This window comes from Pseudoduganella aquatica, from assembly GCF_009857595.1.
In the GTDB taxonomy this organism is placed as follows: Bacteria; Pseudomonadota; Gammaproteobacteria; order Burkholderiales; family Burkholderiaceae_D; genus Rugamonas; species Rugamonas aquatica_A.
The window spans coordinates 1-16,583 of sequence record NZ_WWCU01000054.1; the positions used below are offsets into that span (position 1 = coordinate 1).

At 66.6% G+C, this 16,583-nt stretch carries 16 protein-coding genes and 1 pseudogene; 6 read left to right on the plus strand and 11 right to left on the minus strand.

Going from position 1 to position 16,583, the window contains the following annotated elements; translation table 11 throughout:
• Nucleotides 1-281 (minus strand): annotated as a pseudogene (locus tag GTP77_RS27465) (DUF3108 domain-containing protein); the annotation flags it as partial.
• 90 nt (nucleotides 282-371) lie between these two features.
• Between GTP77_RS27465 and GTP77_RS27470 the strand changes: the two are divergent.
• Entirely contained in the window at nucleotides 372-1,184 is an 813-nt protein-coding gene (locus GTP77_RS27470; RefSeq protein WP_161075340.1) for a PhaM family polyhydroxyalkanoate granule multifunctional regulatory protein, read from the plus strand.
• Nucleotides 1,185-1,260: 76 nt separating this feature from the next.
• On the opposite strand, the gene GTP77_RS27475 is transcribed toward GTP77_RS27470, so the two are convergent.
• The 6 genes from GTP77_RS27475 to GTP77_RS27500 form a co-directional block, all read right to left on the minus strand.
• On the minus strand, nucleotides 1,261-3,204 hold the full coding sequence (locus GTP77_RS27475; protein ID WP_161075341.1) for a S9 family peptidase: 1,944 nt from the start codon (nucleotides 3,202-3,204) through the stop codon (nucleotides 1,261-1,263).
• Between the two features lie 100 nt (nucleotides 3,205-3,304).
• On the minus strand, nucleotides 3,305-3,520 hold the full coding sequence (locus tag GTP77_RS27480; RefSeq protein WP_161075342.1) for a hypothetical protein: 216 nt from the start codon (nucleotides 3,518-3,520) through the stop codon (nucleotides 3,305-3,307).
• A gap of 68 nt (nucleotides 3,521-3,588) precedes the next feature.
• A complete protein-coding gene (locus GTP77_RS27485) occupies nucleotides 3,589-5,310 on the minus strand; it encodes a tetratricopeptide repeat-containing response regulator (RefSeq protein ID WP_228894657.1) in 1,722 nt (573 codons plus the stop codon).
• Nucleotides 5,311-5,321: 11 nt separating this feature from the next.
• Nucleotides 5,322-6,035, minus strand: coding sequence for a sensor histidine kinase (locus GTP77_RS27490; protein ID WP_161075343.1), 714 nt, complete (start codon nucleotides 6,033-6,035; stop codon nucleotides 5,322-5,324).
• Between the two features lie 39 nt (nucleotides 6,036-6,074).
• On the minus strand, nucleotides 6,075-7,796 hold the full coding sequence (mnmC1, locus tag GTP77_RS27495) for an FAD-dependent 5-carboxymethylaminomethyl-2-thiouridine(34) oxidoreductase MnmC1 (protein ID WP_161075344.1): 1,722 nt from the start codon (nucleotides 7,794-7,796) through the stop codon (nucleotides 6,075-6,077).
• Entirely contained in the window at nucleotides 7,781-8,356 is a 576-nt protein-coding gene (locus GTP77_RS27500) for a DNA-3-methyladenine glycosylase I (RefSeq protein ID WP_161075345.1), read from the minus strand. The genes mnmC1 and GTP77_RS27500 overlap by 16 nt, the downstream gene beginning before the upstream one ends.
• Before the next feature lie 51 nt (nucleotides 8,357-8,407).
• Here GTP77_RS27500 and GTP77_RS27505 point away from each other — a divergent pair, with 51 nt between their 5' ends.
• Nucleotides 8,408-8,869: an OsmC family protein gene (locus GTP77_RS27505; RefSeq protein ID WP_161075346.1), complete on the plus strand. Its 462-nt coding sequence runs from the start codon at nucleotides 8,408-8,410 to the stop codon at nucleotides 8,867-8,869.
• A gap of 93 nt (nucleotides 8,870-8,962) precedes the next feature.
• Here GTP77_RS27505 and GTP77_RS27510 read toward each other — a convergent pair whose 3' ends face one another.
• The 3 genes from GTP77_RS27510 to GTP77_RS27520 form a co-directional block, all read right to left on the minus strand.
• On the minus strand, nucleotides 8,963-11,788 hold the full coding sequence (locus tag GTP77_RS27510; protein WP_161075347.1) for a diguanylate cyclase: 2,826 nt from the start codon (nucleotides 11,786-11,788) through the stop codon (nucleotides 8,963-8,965).
• 72 nt (nucleotides 11,789-11,860) lie between these two features.
• A complete protein-coding gene (locus tag GTP77_RS27515; protein WP_161075348.1) occupies nucleotides 11,861-12,814 on the minus strand; it encodes an AEC family transporter in 954 nt (317 codons plus the stop codon).
• A gap of 40 nt (nucleotides 12,815-12,854) precedes the next feature.
• Nucleotides 12,855-13,535, minus strand: coding sequence for a DUF4142 domain-containing protein (locus GTP77_RS27520; RefSeq protein WP_161075349.1), 681 nt, complete (start codon nucleotides 13,533-13,535; stop codon nucleotides 12,855-12,857).
• Between the two features lie 117 nt (nucleotides 13,536-13,652).
• Between GTP77_RS27520 and GTP77_RS27525 the strand changes: the two genes are divergently transcribed.
• Genes GTP77_RS27525 through GTP77_RS27535 form a run of 3 tightly spaced genes read left to right on the plus strand, consistent with a single transcriptional unit; the run spans nucleotide 13,653 to nucleotide 15,349 of the window.
• Entirely contained in the window at nucleotides 13,653-14,006 is a 354-nt protein-coding gene (locus GTP77_RS27525) for a COG4315 family predicted lipoprotein (protein WP_161075350.1), read from the plus strand.
• 13 nt (nucleotides 14,007-14,019) lie between these two features.
• Nucleotides 14,020-14,532, plus strand: coding sequence for an RNA polymerase sigma factor (locus GTP77_RS27530; RefSeq protein ID WP_161075351.1), 513 nt, complete (start codon nucleotides 14,020-14,022; stop codon nucleotides 14,530-14,532).
• A gap of 10 nt (nucleotides 14,533-14,542) precedes the next feature.
• The gene (locus GTP77_RS27535) at nucleotides 14,543-15,349 is read left to right on the plus strand and encodes an anti-sigma factor family protein (RefSeq protein ID WP_161075352.1); all 807 of its coding nucleotides are present in this window, start codon (nucleotides 14,543-14,545) and stop codon (nucleotides 15,347-15,349) included.
• Between the two features lie 18 nt (nucleotides 15,350-15,367).
• On the opposite strand, the gene GTP77_RS27540 is transcribed toward GTP77_RS27535, so the two are convergent.
• Nucleotides 15,368-15,865 carry a winged helix-turn-helix transcriptional regulator gene (locus tag GTP77_RS27540; RefSeq protein ID WP_056404007.1) on the minus strand — a complete coding sequence of 166 codons (498 nt, stop codon included), beginning with the start codon at nucleotides 15,863-15,865 and terminating at the stop codon, nucleotides 15,368-15,370.
• A gap of 406 nt (nucleotides 15,866-16,271) precedes the next feature.
• On the opposite strand from GTP77_RS27540, the gene GTP77_RS27545 reads away from it, so the two are divergent.
• Nucleotides 16,272-16,571, plus strand: a complete 300-nt coding sequence (locus tag GTP77_RS27545; RefSeq protein ID WP_161075353.1) for a hypothetical protein — start codon at nucleotides 16,272-16,274, stop codon at nucleotides 16,569-16,571.
• Nucleotides 16,572-16,583: the final 12 nt, after the last annotated feature.

Genomic DNA, 16,583 nt, shown 5'->3' on the forward strand with positions numbered 1-16,583 from the left:
GGGCGCGGCGCGGGCCTGGCCTGCGGCGCCTTGGGCGCCGGCTTGGGCGCGGCCGGGTCCAGCTGTTTGACTTCCGGCGGCGGCTCGCTGGACGCGCTGCGCTTGGGCAGCGCCAGGCGCAGCTGCGCCTGCATGACGGACGGCGCGGGCCGGACGGCGGTGCTCTGCTGCGGGCCGAGGCGCGCGCCCAGCCAGTCTATCGTCACAAAGTGCAGGACAGCGGTGGCTGCGCACAAGGCGAGTACGCGGCGGCGCCGGGAAAGAAAGGAAACTATCGTCATGGCGGTAGTTTAACGCTTGTCAAGCCTGCTCCGCTGACAGGCCTTGGCAAATCTGCTACGCTGAATGACCATTCCTATAGGAGACCTGCTATGCCCATGCCTCAAATGCCCAACATTCCGGGCGCCGGTGTAATGACGGACACGCTCGATTTCGTGAAGAACCTGTGGGGCAGCATGGGCGTGGTGCCGGGCATTGCCGCGCCCACGCTGTCGGTGGATGAGCTGGACAAAAAAATCAACGACTTGCGCGCGGTGGAAGCGTGGCTGAATCTCAATTCGAGCATGGTGCGCGGCAGTATCCAGGCGCTGGAAGTGCAGCGCAACACCATCGCCACGCTCAAGTCCATGGGCAAGACCCTGGCGGACGCGGTGCAGCAGCAACAGCCTGCCCCTGGCAAGGAGAAGTCGCTGTTCGAGTCGATACCGTATGCGTCGGCCTTCTTCCAGCATGCGGCGGACGCGCTGGCGCCGGGCGCGCCGGGACCAGCGCCGGCCGCTGAAGCCAAGGCGCCCGCCACGGAGGCTCCGACGCAAGCGCCTGCGGCCAAGGCGGAGCCGGCTGCTGCGCCGCCCGTGTCGGACGCGGAAGCGGCTGCGGCCGCAGCGGCGCCCATGGTGAACGCGGCGGCGTGGTGGAATTTGCTGCAGGAGCAGTTCAAGCAGGCAGTCACCACCGCCATGACCACCGACGTGGTGAGCGGCGCGGCGGCGCGCGCAACGGAAGCGGCCAGCAAGTTCACGGCGGCGGCAGGCAAGCCGGTGGCCAAGGCGGACAAGGGAAATCTGCCGGAGGAACAGGGCAAGCCGGAGACGAAGAAGGCTGGCGGCAAGAGCGGCGCCGCGCCAGCCACCGCGCGCAAGGCGCCAGCCAGGAAAGCCGGCGTGAAGGCGGGCAAGGAATAAGCCGCTGGCGGAGCACGGCGGGTTAGGTCAAGGCTTTGCCTTGACCTAACCCACCCTACGCGGCACGCGGTACGCGCTATCGGGAGGTGTTGACTTCGGCCTGGCCGCGCGCGCCGGTGGGTTTCAGGTATTTGTCGAGGAATTCCAGCATCCGGGCGTTCGCCACGAGCTGGTTTTTCTTCTTGCTGAAGCCGTGGCCTTCGTCGTCGAACACCACGTATTCCACCGGCACCTTGTTGCTCTTCACCGCCTCCACGATCTCGTCGCTTTCAGGCTTGATGACGCGCGGGTCGTTCTTGCCCTGGATGACCATCAGCGGACGGCGGATCTCCTTGGCGTGGAACAGCGGCGAGGTCGCCACCAGGAAGTCCTTGTCCTTCACCGGGTCGCCTATCTCCTGGTACAGCGCCTTGCGCTGCGATTCCCAGTACGGTGGTATCGACTCCAGCGTGCGCACCCAGTTGCTCACGCCGAAAATGTCGATGCCGACCTTGAACGCCTCCGGCCGGAACGCCAGCGCCGCCAGCGTCATGTAGCCGCCGTAGCTGCCGCCCATGATGCCGATGCGGTCCGGGTCGATATTGCCCAGGCTGGCCAGATAGGTCTTCGCTTCCACGCAATCCCACAGCGGCTCGCGGCCGTGCTTGCCGTCGTCGGCGGTGTTGAAGGTCTTGCCGTAGCCCGAGCTGCCGCGGTTGTTAATGCCCAGCACCGCGTAGCCGTGGTTGGCCAGGTACTGCATCAGCGCGCTGTAGCCGCGCCGGGTCTGGCCGCCGGGGCCGCCGTGCACAAAGATCACCGCCGGCGCCTTGGCGCCTGGCGCCAGGCCTTTCGGCTTGTAGTAGATGGACGGGATCACCATGCCGTCGAAGGACTTGAAGCGCACCACTTCCGCTTCCACCAGGTCGTTCGGGTCGATTTCCTTGTTCAGGCTTTGCGTCAGCTGCGTGGTCTTCTTCGTCTTCAGGTCGTACACGAACAGATTGCTCGGCGCGCGGTCGCCGTTCAGGTAGAAGGCCATCAGCTTGCCGCTCGGCGAGAAGGTCACGCCGCGCATTTCGCCGCCGGGCAGCTTGGGCAGGGCCACCGGTTTTTCGTCCGCGCCTTCCACCACGCGCACGGTCTGGCTGCCGTCGTTGTCCACCACCGTGATGCGGAAGCGGCCGTCCAGCGAATAGCCGGAACCGAACACGTCCCAGTCCGCCTTCTCGTGCAGCGCCACCGCGCCCGTGGCCAGGTCGTAGGTGCGCAGCGTGTTGAACTCGCCGCCTTCGTTGGAGGTGAAGAACAGGCGCTTGGAGGCCGGGTCGAAGGTGGAGGCGCTGTAGCTGGCCGTGCCCTGGTGCGGCGTGATGTGCTTGAGTTCTCCCTTGCTCAGGTCGTACAGGTAGATGTCGCTGTCGGACGTGGTGTTGGGTTTTTCCAGCGCAATCCAGCGCTCGTCGCGGCTGATGCGGTCCGGCGTCATGCCGTTCTCGTTCTTGTACAGCAGCGCGCGCGCATAGGTCTTGGCGTCGTAGCGGTACAGGTCGAAGAACTTGGGATCGCGCTCGTTGCTCAGCACATAGAAGGCGCCGCCGTCGGCCGACCAGCCGGCGAAGCTGGCTTTCAGCTTGTCGCCCGGCGTGAGGTCTTTCTCGCTGCCGTCCAGCTCGCGCACGAACAGATGGTTCTGCTCGTTGCCGCCCTTGTCGCGCGTGAACAGGAAGCGGTCGTCGGTGCGGAAATAGCCCACCGCGTAAGTGCTGTCGGTGGTGGACTGGGTCAGCGCCACCGGCTTGCCGCCGCCCACCGGCTGCGTGTAGACGTTGGGCAGGCCGCTCTCGTTGCTGGTGAACAGGATGTTCTTTTCGTCACGGCTGAAGGACGCGCCCGAAATGGACGTCGTGGCCATGAACTGTTCTATCGTGTACTGCTTGGGGACGTGCTGCGGGGACTTGGACGCAGCCAGCGCGCCAGGAAGGGCATGTAACATCAGCGCCAGCACGGTGAGACGCGCGGCTGTTTTCATACGACGCATGTTCGCTCCTGTCTAGATGGCCTGCCGTCACGATGACGGCAGGTCAGCCAGTGTTGCAAGAACGAACTACGTTGTCAAACAAATAAATTCCAGCGGCGGCTTAGCCCAGGCGCTGGATGCGGATGGCGTCGATCAGGCCGCCCACTTCGCGTTGTATTTTTACAATCTGGATCAGGCCTTCCTCGGCCAGCAGCTTGGCGCCTTCATGCGCCGACTGGAAGGACTCCAGCGTGTCGCCCTTGGCGGCTACCGGCCGTACCCACGCGGCAGCGCCAACTTTCATTTTGTCGTAAACCTCTTTAGTGATGTCGCGCATAGGCTCTCTCCTTGTTGTGTTCTAGTGTAATCATTGAAGTACCCGGAAACAAGTTGACGAATATTCAATTACTCGTCGTCCTCTTCCGGCTGGGTTTCCGTTTCGGTTTCCGCCTCTGTCGCGGTGTGGCGCGACGGCATCAGCATGGCCAGCTGCTCGATCAGCTGCGCGAAGCGCTGCTGGCCGGGGGCGATGCGGTCCACGTGCATCAGCACGTCGTTGGCCTCGTCCATCAGCGCCTGGGTGTAGCCATTCTGCTGCATGTGCGAGATCAGGATCTGCGCCGAATTGAACAGGATGCGCATATTGTTCGGCAGCGCCTCGCGCGCGGTGCGCATCCACTCCACCGCCTCGGCCAGCTTGCCGGTTTTCCACAGCAGCACGCCCTTGTTCATCATGTCCGCCGCTTCCTTGCGGGAAGCCACGATCAGGTCGGCGCCCTCTTCGCTCATGCGCGCCTTGTCGAAGATCTTCTGCACGTCCTCCAGCAGCAGCTGGTTGTCGTGGTTGTTGCGGATCACGTAGCACAGCAGCTCGACCGGCGCGTCCTTCACGCCGACGGCGAACAGCAGCGTCGCCATTTCGATGCAGGTGTCCGTGTCCGGGCGCTCGGGGTCTTCGTTGAGCATGGTCTCGAGCTCGTCGCCGGACTTGCGCGCGCGGCGGTAGTCGCCGCTCTCGTGGTAGACCAGGCCCTCGGTGATCTTGGCGCGCAGCGCCACCTGGTCGCCGCTGAACTCGCGCTGCGCGGTGGCCAGCACCTGCAGCGCTTCCTTGGGGTCGTTCTTCTGGCCGCATACGCGCGCCAGGCCGAAGTAGGCGTCCACCGTCTTGAGCACCGAATACTCGCCGATGGCGATGCACTTGCGGAAGGCGCGCTCGGCCAGCGGAATATTGCCCAGCTTGAGCGCCGCATTGCCCAGGTTGCGCTGGCGCGGCACCGAGTTGGGCGACAGCTTGGCCGCCTTCTCCAGCACGTCGCAGGACTCCTCCACCTTGCCCATCAGCTGGTAGGCCGTGGCGAGCTGGTCGTAGGCGTCGATGTAGTAGCGGTTCTCGGCGATCACGCCCTGGAACATCTGGCGCGCCGCTTCGTGGTCGCCATTGCTCATGCGGATTTTCGCCAGGCCGGTGCGCGCCCAGTTGTAGTCGCGCTCCTCCAGCACCAGGTCGTAGACCACGCGCGCCTTTTCCGGCTCGCCGGCCTTGAGCAGCAGCTGCGCCTTCATGCGCAGCAGGTCGATCTCGTGCAGCTTGTTGTGCACGATCTGCTCGTCGCACAGGCGGGCCGCGCGCAGGTAATCCTTTTCCACAAAGGCCTGGTCGATCTCGCGGAAGATCTGCTTCTTCTGCCACACGCGGTTCAAGCGCGTCAGCAGCACGCCCTCGGTGATGGGCTTGATGATGTAGGCGTCCGGCTGGTGCTCGGCCGCGCCCATGACGGACTCCACGCTTTTCTCGGCCGACACCATCAGCCACACGCTGGACGGCGTCATCAGGTTGCGGATGCGCACCTCCTCCAGCACTTGCTGGCCGTTCTTGCCCTCGCCCAGGTTGAAGTCGCACAGCACCACGTCGTAGTGTGTCTTGGCCAGCATGATCATGGCCTCGCCGCCGCTGGCGGCCTGGTCGATGTGCTTGGCGCCGAGGTTGCGCAGCGACTCGCGCAGCAACTGGCGGATGCCGACGAAATCGTCGACGATCAGGTAGTGCTTGTCGGTCCAGTCGATGGCTGCGATGGCGGCCGTGACGGTGTCTGGCATGGCCGGGGCGACGGTGGGGAATGACATCTGGCCTCCGCTCAAGGCAAACGCAGCACGAAGCAGCCGCCGCCCAGCACGCCGCCATTTTCCAGCTGCACGCTGCCGCTGCGCTGGCGGTGCTTGTGCATCTTGGCCACTTCGCACGCGAAGTACAGGCCCAGGCCGCTGCTGTTGGTGAGGAAGTTCACGCCGCTGGTGTTGCCGCTCATGGCGGAAGCGCCGGCGTCGATCAGCGCCTGCGGGAAGCCGCTGCCGTTGTCCTCCACGCGCAGCTCCAGGTAGCCGTCGCGCTCGGCGATGGCGAGGCGGATGGTGTCGCTGGTGTAGCGCACCGCGTTGTTGATGGCGTGCGCCAGCATGCCGATCACCAGGTCTTCATCGAAGGTCCAGATCAGGCCGGCGGGGAAATCGGTCTGCAGCGTGATGTGCTTGGACGCCAGCAGCACCTTGGCCTGCGAGCTGACCTGCTGCACCAGTTCGGCCACCTGCTGCGGGCGCGGGTCGAAGGGATAGGACGGCTTGCCCACTTCCTTGTACAGCGCCAGCAGCTGCATCAAGTTGTCGTTCAGGCGCTTGGTCTGGTACAGCATCTGGGCCAGGCTGGGATAAGCGGGATGGTTCGCGTCGTTCTCGTCGGCGCTGCCCAGCAAACTCTCCAGCGTGCCGCTCAGGACGCTGATCGAATTTTTCATGTCATGGGCAGTTGAAGCCAGGAACAGGAACAGCTCGGGCGAGCCCGCTTGATCTTCCATAGATGAGGCCTCCACGCGGCAATTATTTCTGAATAGCGATTATACCCGCCCGCCACGCCGGGCTTTGAGCATAAAGCGTGCGGGGTCCAGGGCGGCGGCCAGCGCGGCCTCCAGCGGCAGCGGTTCGTGCTCCAGCTGCGCGGCCAGCAGCTCGGCCGCCAGCGGCGCCCAGATCAGGCCGCGCGAGGCATAGCCCAGCAAGCCATACAGCCCGGCGTGGCGGGGCACGTCGCGCAGGCGCTCGGGGCGCGCGGGGGCGGCGTAGTCGGGCAAGGGACCTGCCAGCGGCAGGCGGTCCGGCGCCATGCAGCGGAAGCCGACCCGTCCCGCCAGCGGTGGATCCTGCGGCAGCACGCCGGGCAGGATGTCGCGTGCGCGAGACAGATTCTCCTGCTGGCTAGCGTGGCGCAAGGCGCTGTCCGTGTCGCTGTCGTAGGTGGCGCCTACGCTGACGATGCCTTGCACCGGCGGCGTCATATAGGCTTCGCGGCACACCACCAGCGGCAGATGGGGGAAATCCTGCTCCTGCAAATGGGTGACCTGGCCGCGCATGGTGTACAGCGGCAGCTCGGCCGTCTGCGCGATGGCGAGCGCGCCGGCGCCGTTGGCGAGAATGACGTGCGGCGCCTCGGCCAGCAGTTCGCCGCCCGCAGCACGGACCTGCCACTGGTCGTCCGCGCGCTCCAGCTTTAGCGCCTCGGCGTTGAAGATGCGAGTCAGGCGCGCGCCGCAAGCGGCCAGCATGGCGCGGCAGATGGACGCGGGATTGGCCCATCCGCCCTGGCTGAACAGCCAGCCGCCGTCCGGCGTGGGCGCGCCCAGCAAGGCGCTGGCCTCCTGCGCATCCACCCAGCGCACGAACTCGCGCGGATAGTTCCAGGCCGCCGCCACTTCCTTCTGCAGCAGCGCATGCTCCGCATCCCGCGCCAGTTGCAGCACGCCGCACTGCGCGCCGGTGATACGCGCAGAAGGGTTTGCGGCGGCAGCGGGCAGGCGCGCCTCAGGGTCCACCCCGCCGAGGCGCTGCCAGTGGCGCATGGCGTACAGATAGGCCGCGCGGCTCAGGCGTGTTGGGATGTTGTCGTCCTTCGACAGCAGCGGCATGAAAATGCCCGCGCGGTTGCCGGACGCTTCCTGCGCCGCTTCCTGGTGGCGCTCGACCAGCGTCACCTGCCAGCCGCGCGCGGCCAGCCGTTCGCAAGCGGCCGCCCCCGCCACGCCAGCGCCTATCACCACCGCCTGCCGCACCGGCTCCGGCGCGCGCGGCGGCTGCGGCTTCCTGCTGGTGAAGACCGCCTGCACGCCGGACGGCGCCGGCTGCCACTCGAAGCCGGAGGAACGCAGCGCCTTGAGAGCCTCATCGTCGGCGCCGAGCAGCGTCAGCGTGGCGCCGGGCAGCGCGAGCTTGGCCAGGGTGCGCATGGGCGCAATCGGCGCGGGCAGATGGAAGGCGTCTACGCGCGCTTCGATTTGCGGCAGCGTGGCTTCCAGATCGCCCACCGCCAAATCCAGCACCACGCGGCCGTGGTCGAATTCGAGCCGATGGAAGCCGGGCACGTTGACGGGCCAGCCGCCGCGCAGTTCGGCGGCGATGTCTTGCGCCGCCGGCAGCGCGGGAAGCAGCGCGATGTAGTGCAGGACGGACGCGGCGCCGCTGCTGCGCCATGCGGCCAGCGTGGCGAGAAAGTGCTCGCCGGCGCCAAAGCCGGTGGCAAGCAGGACGTGGCGCCATCCCTGCGGCGTGGTCACGGCTGGCAGCATTCGGCGTGCCGGAAACAGGCCTGGTCGTGGTCGTTGACCATGCCGATGCCTTGCATATAGGCGTAAATAATGGTCGAGCCGACGAACTTGAAGCCGCGCTTGGCGAGGTCCTTCGAGATGCGGTCCGACAGCTCGGTCTTGGCCGGCCGGTCGCCCTGCTTCGCCACGATGTTGACGAGGGGCTTGCCGCCCACGTAGTCCCACAGCAGGCTGTCCAGGCTGCCGCCCTCGTCCAGCAGCCGCAAGTAGGCCTGCGCATTGCTGATGGCCGCCGCCACTTTCAGCCTGTTGCGCACGATGCCGGGATTGGCCAGCAGCTCGGCCACCTTGTCCGGACCGTAAGCGGCGATCTTGCGCGCGTCCCATTGGTCGAAGGCGGCGCGGTAGTTGTCGCGCTTGTTCAGGATGGTTTCCCAGCTCAGTCCCGCCTGCGCGCCTTCGAGGTTGAGCATCTCGAACAGGCGCAATTCGTCGTGGCAGGGCAAGCCCCACTCTTCGTCGTGGTAGGCGATGTATTTGGGATTGGCGGGATTGGCCCAGCTGCAGCGGTGTAGGTTCATGGGCGCAGTTTACATTAAGATGTCGGCTCCGATCGTGACATGGGGGCAGACATGCAATTCGAAGCGAAACTGGAGTGGCAGCGCAATGGGCAGGACTTCCTGGACCAGCGCTACAGCCGCGCCCATGAATGGATTTTCGACGGCGGCCTGCGCGTGCCCGCTTCGTCGTCGCCGCTGTCGGTGCCGCTGCCGATGTCGAACGCGGACAATGTGGACCCGGAGGAGGCGCTGATCGCCGCCGCGTCCAGCTGCCATATGCTGTTCTTCCTGTCGATTGCGGCCAGGCGCGGGCACGTGGTGGAGAGTTACACCGACCACGCCGTGGGCCTGCTGGAGAAGGACGGGCGCGGCCGCATGGCCATGACCAGCATCACGCTGCGCCCGGCCATCGTGTTCGCCGGCGCGCAGTGGCCGGACGAGGACGAGCTGGAAGCCATCCACCATGAGGCGCACGACAAGTGCTACATCGCCAATTCGCTGCGGGCGGAGATTACGGTGGAAGCGCCGGTGTGATGGCGGGTTACGCCCTGCGGGCTAACCCGCCCTACGCATGTTCGTTCGTTGCAGGGTACTCGTAGGGCGGGTTAGCGCAGCGTAACCCGCCAATCAAGCCAAGTCGCTGGACAAGCCCACGCGGCGCCGTTCGCCGCTCAGCTTGGGCGGCTGCACCAGGTTGGTCACGACCTTGACTTCGCCGCTGGCGACGGTCTGCTCCAGCTGCTGCATCATCCGTGGGAACAGGCCTTCCGGCTGCGTGGCGGGGGTGCTGTACAGCGCAGCCCAGGCGTTGCGGCCGGAATGCTTGGCGATGTACAAGCCCATATCCGCCAGCTCCACCACCTGCGACCAGCTCAGCAAACGCGGCTGCGACGGCAGGAAGGGGAAGCAGGCGTAGCCTATCGAACAGGTCTTGCGCAGCGTGCCGCCATCCGGCAGGATGAACTCGCGCAGCGCCACCGCGCTGCGGATGCGCTCGGCCACCACCTTGGCTTCCTCGCGGTCGGTGGCGCGCGCCAGCACCAGGAATTCCTCGCCGCCCCACCGTATCAGATAGTCCGATTCGCGGAACACCTCGCGCAAGCGCTCCTGCATCTGCACCAACACCGCGTCGCCCGCCGCATGGCCGTAGCGGTCGTTGACTTCCTTGAAGTGGTCCAGGTCCACCATGAAGAACACCAGGTCCTTGTCCATGCAGGCCATGCGCTCCTGGTCCGCGCCCTGCGGGTCCGGACAGTCGTACTGGCGCAGCGCCATGGCCACGTCGGCGTCCACATGCTGCAGGAAGAAGCGGCGGTTGCGCAGGCCGGTGAGCTGGTCGGTCAGGCTCACTTCCTCCAGCGCCTTGTAGGCGCGCTCCAGCTCCACGTTCTTTTCCAGCAGCTGCGCCTGCGTCGCCGCCACCTGGCGGTAAGCGCTGGCGTTGTCGAGCGCGATGGCGCCGTAGGCGCACAGGGTGCGGAAGATCAGCCGTTCGCGTTCGCCATAGGCCAGCGCGAGCAGGGACTGCACCGTCATCACGCCCAGCACGCGCTCGCCCACCGTCAGCGGCGCGAACAGCAGGCTCAGTGTGGGCAAGGTGCCGGGAATCAGATTGGGCGTGCTGCCGCTTTCGTCGAGTTCAATCACGATCTCGCGCCGCTCGCGCACGCAGCGCGCCGAGTTGGCGTTCGGGTCGGACAGCGCGAAGCGCGACGGCGGCAGCTCCCGCCCCGCTTCGATGCCGAAGGCGCAGCGCAGATACTCGCCGTCCGGCTCGAGCAGGAAGATGGAGAAATGGGTGGCGTCCAGCAGGCCATGCACATGGCGGTCCAGCGCGCGGAACACGGCCGCCGCGTCCAGGTGGGCGGTGATTTCCTGGCCGATGGCGCTCAGGTGGGCCAGCATGGCGTTGGTACGCTGCAGTACTTCGGCGCGCTGCGCCTCGGCCTGCGCCAGCTGGCGGTGGTGCTCGCCCTCGGTCTGCGCGCGCTCGGTCTGGTGCTGCACCTGCATGGCGATGGCGCGGTTGGTGGCTTCCTGGCTATGCGTCTTGTCGCGCGCGGCACTGGCCTGCACGGAAATCTCGTAGGCGCGCGCGTAGTCGCCGGTGGCGGCGTATTCGCGCGCGGCGGCGTCCAGCAAGGCGGCGGGCACGGCGTAGCCGGCGATGCCGGAGGCCAGCGTCATGGCCAGCTGCAGATAGTGCAGCACGGCGTTGGCCGCCGCCATGCCGATGGGCTGCGGCAGCCGGTGGCGCGCGTGGATCTGCGCCAGCACGCGCAGCGCGGCGATCTGGTTGTACAGGTCGCCGTGCTCGCTGGCCAGCGACAGCGCCGACAAGGCCACCGACAAGGCGTCCTGCGGCCGGTCCAGCTGCGACAGCGCGTGCGCCTGGCCGCGCCGCGCGCCGCTTTTGAAGTCGCTCTGGCCCAGCGAGTCGCCGCGCTGTTCCAGCATGGTGAAGCTGCGCAGCGCCCCCTGCGCGTCGCCCAGGTCCAGCGCCAGGTCGCCCTGGTATTCCAGCGAGACGGCGTAGGCGCGCGAGCCGGACAACGGCGACAGCAAGTGGACGGCTTCGTGCAGCAGTTCCTGCGCCGCTTCACGCTGGCCCAGCTGGCGCAGGGTTTCGGCGGTCTGCATAAGGCAGGAGCCTATGCTCATCGGCCAGCCGGTGGGGCGCGCCAGCGCCAGGCCGCGCTGCATCCACTCCAGCGCCGCGTCGTGCGCGTTCAGGCTGGTGAAGCCGTTGCCGATATTGGTGGCGATGATGATGGCGCGCCGCACCTGGCCGGTGGCCATGGCCGCTTCGAAGGCCACCATCAGGCGGCCTACCGCGTAGCCGAAATCGGCCGCCTGGAAAGCGGAAATGCCATGGTAGTCGCTGATCCAGCCGGATACCGCCGGGTGGATGGCGGGCGCCAGCGCGGCGTCGGGCGCGAAGCGCTGGCCCCAGCGCTGGTTGGCCTGCTGCAGGCTGTGGAACACGCTGAAAATGGCGGCGGCTGCGTCGATAATGTCGGCCCGCGACAGGTCGCCGCCGGCGCGCGCGTCGGCCGAGGCGATGGCCAGTTCGGCGTCGCTGGTGGCGGAGTCGCCGCGGTCGGTGGCGATCCAGGCTTGCAGCCAGTGCGCGTCCGCGCAGCCCAGCATGTCGCCCAGCTGCTCGAAAGCGTGCAGCGCCTGCGCCGCCTGGGCCTGGCCGGCGTCAAGTTCGCCGTGCAGCCATTGCGCTTCGGCTTCGATCAGCATGAAGCGGGCCGCCAGCGCGCTGGCCTCCTGCGCATCGACCAGCGGCAGCAGCGGCGCCGCTTCGGCAATCAGCCGCCGCGCCCGGGCCACGTCGCGCTGGCGCAGCTGCCAGGCCAGCTCGGCCAGGCGCAGCAGGCGCACGTCGCCCTGCAAGGACGGCAATTCCGCGTCCCAGCGCACCAGCTGCTCATCGAGCGCAAACATGTCCACTACACGGAGTCCTTCCCTGCAATATTGCCTAAACGCACTATGCGTCCTTTCGCATTATTCCACAGTTCAGCGCAGCAGAGCGACTGCCGTGGAAAATGTCAAGAATGACAAGCTTGTTGAAACGAGGATAATGCGTGCGATACGGCCGGTGTGGGCGCCGAAGCGCTCCGACAGCAGGGCCACGTTGCTGGCACTGGGCAGGCAGGCCACCAGCACAATCACGGTCAGCGCGGCAGGGTCCAGCGGCACGCCCAGGGCGATGGCGGCATGGCCGGCGCCGGCCACCAGCAGCGGATGCAGCAGCAGCTTCATCAGCGCCAGCCCCACGAAATCCCCGGGCGGGCCGCCCGGCAACGCGGCGGCGGGCGCCCCCATTTGCGAGCGGGCCAGCACCGCGCCTATGGTGAACAGCGCCACCGGCGAGGCCGCGTCCGCCAGCAGGCCGACGGTATGCATGACCGGCCCCGGCAAGGCCAGCCCGGCCGCCGAGCTCAGGCCGCCCAGTGCAATCGCCCACGGCATGGGATTGCCCAGCATGCCGCGCAGCGCCCGTCCCAGCGCGGCCCGCCCTGCCCCGCTGCCCATGCGCGACAGCGCAATGCACAGCGAACTGGTGATCACCATGTCGACCACGATGGCGACGATGGCCGGCCCCGTGGAGCGCGGCCCCAGCAGCGCCAGCAGCAGGGGCACGCCCATGAAGCCGGTGTTCGGAAAGGCCGCCACCAGCGCGCCGAAGGCGGCGTCGTTCCAGCCGGCGCGCCGCAGCGTGGCGGCCATGGCCAGCGCCACCATGAGCAGCGCGCACAGCAGGTAGACGCTGAACACGCCCACGTCCAGCAGCTGGGCGATGGGGGTGGCGGCGCCGAAGCGGTACAGCATGCAGGGCAGCGCGAAATACAGCACGAAGCTGTTCAGGCCGGGAATCGCCAGCTGCGGCAGCATGCCGCGCCGCACGGACACATAGCCGCACAGCACCAGCGCAAAAAAGGGAAACGTGACGGAAAGAATGGCGAGCATGGACAGCGATTGTACCCATGCTTGCCGCCGTCACAGCGTCTTATTTCATGGGCGCGGGGGGCTGCGTGGTGGGGTTTTGCTTGTTTTCCGGATTGTCCGTATTGCCGCTGGCCTTGTCCGGCACGGCGCGCGGACGCTTGCCGGTGCTGCCCGTGCTCCCTTCCATGCCGCTGCCGCTGGCCCCTTCCGTGCCGCTGCTGCCGCTGGCCGTGGCGCCCTTGATGCTGGCGTTGAGCTGGGTCACGTGGGTCAGGTGCTGGGCCACCGTGGGCTCCAGCTTGGCGGCCAGCGCCTTCACGTCGGCGTCCTTGGCGCTGGACTGCACCTTCTGCACCAGGGCGTGCGTCTTCTTGTGGTCGTCCACGCCTGCCTGGCTCAGATAGGCGCGGTCGAACGCGTCGCCGGACAAGCCTTTGAGCTTGCTGGCCATGGCCTTGTGCTTGGCGTCCGGCTCGGCCGGCAAGGTCACGCCCTTGCTCTGGGCCACGGTCTGCACTTCCTGCAAGCCCTTGGTGTGGTCGTCCACCATCTGCTGGGCGAAGGCCTTCACTTCCGTGTTCTGCGATTTCTGCAGTGCGATCTTGCCCGCTTCAATTTCCGCCATATTGCCTTGCGCCAGTTGCTGCAGCATATGCTGGTCCGCTTTGCCCAGCGTCTGGGCCTGGGCAGACAGCGCTCCCAGCAGGGCCGCCGTCATCAATGCGAGTTTTGCCTTGTTCATGGGGATCTCCTATCCTTGAGGTGTGGAGAAAAATTTTACGCGGGATGGAATAAACCGGCCGCAGCATACGTATACGCAACTGTTCCACCCTATCCATCCCCAAAAGGAGACACAGCCATGAAAAACGCACTCGCCATCGCCGCCCTGCTGCTGGCCGCCCAAGCCCAGGCCCAGGACCTGAAAACCACCGGCGGCGTACTCGCCACCGCCTCCGGCATGACGGTCTACACCTTCGACAAGGACGTGGCCGGCAGCGGCAAGAGCGCCTGCGCCGGTCCCTGCATCCAGAACTGGCCCGCCGTGGCCGCGCCGGAAAAAGTGGCCGAGCCCTACTCGGTGATCACGCGCGACGACGGCAGCAAGCAGCTGGCCTACAAGGGCAAGCCGCTGTACACCTTCGTCAAGGACGCCAAGGCGGGCGACCGCGCGGGCGACAACTTCAAAGACGTGTGGCACGTCGTCAAGGACTGAGTCCAGGCCCGCCATGCAAGACGACAGCGCCAGCCTCACCGCCTGCATCCCGCGCCTGCGCCGCTACGCGCGGGCGCTGCTGGGCGACCGCGCCAGCGCCGACGACCTGGTGCAGGACACCATGGAGCGCGGCTGGCACAAGCTGTCGACGTGGCGGCGCAATGGCGACATGCGCGCCTGGCTGTTCAGCATCATGCACAACCTGCATGTGGACCGGCTGCGCCAGCCCGGCCTGGCCACCGAGGCGCTGAGCGACGAGCTGCACAGCTCGCTCAGCGCCTCCGGCCCCTCGCCCTCGGACCGGCTGGAAATCCGCGACATGCAAACCGCGCTGCAAATGCTGCCGGCCGAGCAGCGCGAGGTGCTGCTGCTGGTGGCGCTCGAGGAACTCAGCTATGAAGAAGCGGCCGCCGTCCTGAACATTCCGCCCGGCACGGTGATGTCGCGCCTGTCGCGCGCGCGCGAACGGCTGCGCCTGCTGATGCTGGGCCAGGCCCCGGCCTCCACCCTGAAGGTGGTCAAATGAAGGCAGTGATATGAATCCGGTCACCGAAGCCGAACTGCAGGCCTGGGTCGACGGCCGCCTGGCGCTGGAGCGCCGCGCCGACGTGGACCGCTACCTGGAGCACCATCCGCAGGAGCTTGAGCGCCTGCGCGCCTACCGCCAGCAGAACGCCGGCCTGCGCGCGCTCTACAGCGCGGTGCTGGATGAGGCTATCCCGCGCAGCATGCAGCGTCCGCGCGGCTGGCAGCGCTATGGCTGGCCAGTGCAGCGCTATGCCGCCAGCGTGGCGCTGATGCTCTCGAGCGCGGCGCTGGGCTGGGTGGCGCACGGCAGCTACGGCGCCGCGCCGGACGCCGCCGTGGCCGCTGCAGTGGCCGCCAACGCTGCGGCCCCGGCAGCGGCGGCGCCGTCCGCGCTGGCGCACCGCGCCGCGCTGGCGCACCGCGTGTACGCGCCCGAAGTGCGCCATCCGGTGGAAGTGGGAGCGGACCAGCAGGAACATCTGGTGGCCTGGCTGTCGAAACGTCTGGGAGCGCCGCTGCGCCCGCCTCGGCTGGCGCCACTGGGCTATGAACTGGTGGGCGGCAGGCTGCTGCCGGGCGACAGCGGCCCGGTGGCGCAATTCATGTACGCCGACGCCAGCGGCCAGCGGCTCACGCTCTACGTGTCCGCCGGCCAGGCAGGCAACCGCGACAGCGGTTTCCGCTACGCCCAGGACGGCGCAGTCAATGTGTTCTACTGGATAGACGGCAGCTGGGGCTACGCGCTCTCCGGCGCGCTGGCCAAGGCCGAGCTGTCGCAGGTCGCCAACGCGGTCTACGAACAGCTGCAGCCCTGACCCCAGGGCTGCCTGGGATTACTGCACGCCGCGTCGGCCCATGTCGTCCAGGCGCATGCGCATCAGCTCGTTGGCGGCCGGACCCGGCGCGAACATATAGTCCTCGTCGTTGATGGCCAGGCCGGTGCGCGCATCGACCAGCACCTGGTCGGCCGGCTTGCCGGTTTCGCGGCTCACCACCAGCAGGCTGGCGCCCTCCGGGGCCAGATGGTCATTGCCCCAGGCCACGAAGGCCAGCAGCACGGGCTTGAAGTCGCGCCCCGCCTTGGTCAGCACGTACTCGTAGCGCGGCGGCCGCGCGCTGTACTGGCGGCGCTCCATCAGCCCTCCCTCCACCAGGCCGGCCAGACGCCGCGTCAGCATATTCGGGGCAATCTTCAGGCTTTTTTCGAACTCGTCGAAACGGGTCAGGCCATAGAAGGCGTCGCGCAGGATGAGGATGCTCCACCATTCACCCACTTTACCCAGGCTGCGGGCGATAGGGCATGGCATGCGGCCGAAATCGGTATGTTTCATTTGCAACTCCTTCGATCAACGTTAGTTGTTTGTCTATAGTTTCAAGCCCCGGACCGGGGACGGTTTTCCCTACTAACTTTCATCTTGGGTGCTACACACACCTTCTTTTTCCGACCTACACTTCTGCATTAGAATTGGTGAGTTTTCATTCGAGAAACCGGCATGAATTCTCACCAAAAATCACACTCTTTACTTACGGCAATTTCCGTGTAATATGTGAAAAGCGCGCGAAAGTTTATGCAGAGTAAAATTGATTCCTGCAGACACATTCGCTCTCTTGCTCAGCTACCCCATCAAGACCCGGATTTGTTTGCCGGAGCCTCACTTAAAAAGCGTGAGGTTCCGCAAGTCCCGGTCCCGTAGCTGCCGTGTTTCAAGCTACGCACCTCAACCACGTGTGTGAATCATGAAAACGTTAACTACCATTGCGCTGTTCTCGCTGCTCGGCCTGTCATTCGGCGCGTCCGCCGCAGGCCACCGCAGCGCCTCCATGCAGGTAAGCTTCGTCATCACCGAAAGCTGCAACATCCAGTCCGGCAAAGACGCTGCCAAACCTGTGGCCGCCACCGTCAGCTGCCAGCATGAAAGCCCATACCAGCTGCAGCGCAACGACGCCGCCGTTCAAACCTCCGCCCAGGCTGCCGCCAAGTCCAACGCCATCGTCAACAAGACCGAAGGCGCGCAGGAATGGACTGTGTACTTCTAAGCAAACTCCCCT

Bases quoted from the DNA above. Each gene is read 5' to 3' on its own strand.
- GTP77_RS27470 (WP_161075340.1), top strand. From the start codon at position 372: ATGCCCATGCCTCAAATGCCCAACATTCCGGGCGCCGGTGTAATGACG.
- GTP77_RS27475 (WP_161075341.1), bottom strand. From the start codon at position 3,204: ATGCGTCGTATGAAAACAGCCGCGCGTCTCACCGTGCTGGCGCTGATG.
- GTP77_RS27480 (WP_161075342.1), bottom strand. From the start codon at position 3,520: ATGCGCGACATCACTAAAGAGGTTTACGACAAAATGAAAGTTGGCGCT.
- GTP77_RS27485 (WP_228894657.1), bottom strand. From the start codon at position 5,310: ATGTCATTCCCCACCGTCGCCCCGGCCATGCCAGACACCGTCACGGCC.
- GTP77_RS27490 (WP_161075343.1), bottom strand. From the start codon at position 6,035: ATGGAAGATCAAGCGGGCTCGCCCGAGCTGTTCCTGTTCCTGGCTTCA.
- mnmC1 (WP_161075344.1), bottom strand. From the start codon at position 7,796: ATGCTGCCAGCCGTGACCACGCCGCAGGGATGGCGCCACGTCCTGCTT.
- GTP77_RS27500 (WP_161075345.1), bottom strand. From the start codon at position 8,356: ATGAACCTACACCGCTGCAGCTGGGCCAATCCCGCCAATCCCAAATAC.
- GTP77_RS27505 (WP_161075346.1), top strand. From the start codon at position 8,408: ATGCAATTCGAAGCGAAACTGGAGTGGCAGCGCAATGGGCAGGACTTC.
- GTP77_RS27510 (WP_161075347.1), bottom strand. From the start codon at position 11,788: ATGTTTGCGCTCGATGAGCAGCTGGTGCGCTGGGACGCGGAATTGCCG.
- GTP77_RS27515 (WP_161075348.1), bottom strand. From the start codon at position 12,814: ATGCTCGCCATTCTTTCCGTCACGTTTCCCTTTTTTGCGCTGGTGCTG.
- GTP77_RS27520 (WP_161075349.1), bottom strand. From the start codon at position 13,535: ATGAACAAGGCAAAACTCGCATTGATGACGGCGGCCCTGCTGGGAGCG.
- GTP77_RS27525 (WP_161075350.1), top strand. From the start codon at position 13,653: ATGAAAAACGCACTCGCCATCGCCGCCCTGCTGCTGGCCGCCCAAGCC.
- GTP77_RS27530 (WP_161075351.1), top strand. From the start codon at position 14,020: ATGCAAGACGACAGCGCCAGCCTCACCGCCTGCATCCCGCGCCTGCGC.
- GTP77_RS27535 (WP_161075352.1), top strand. From the start codon at position 14,543: ATGAATCCGGTCACCGAAGCCGAACTGCAGGCCTGGGTCGACGGCCGC.
- GTP77_RS27540 (WP_056404007.1), bottom strand. From the start codon at position 15,865: ATGAAACATACCGATTTCGGCCGCATGCCATGCCCTATCGCCCGCAGC.
- GTP77_RS27545 (WP_161075353.1), top strand. From the start codon at position 16,272: ATGAAAACGTTAACTACCATTGCGCTGTTCTCGCTGCTCGGCCTGTCA.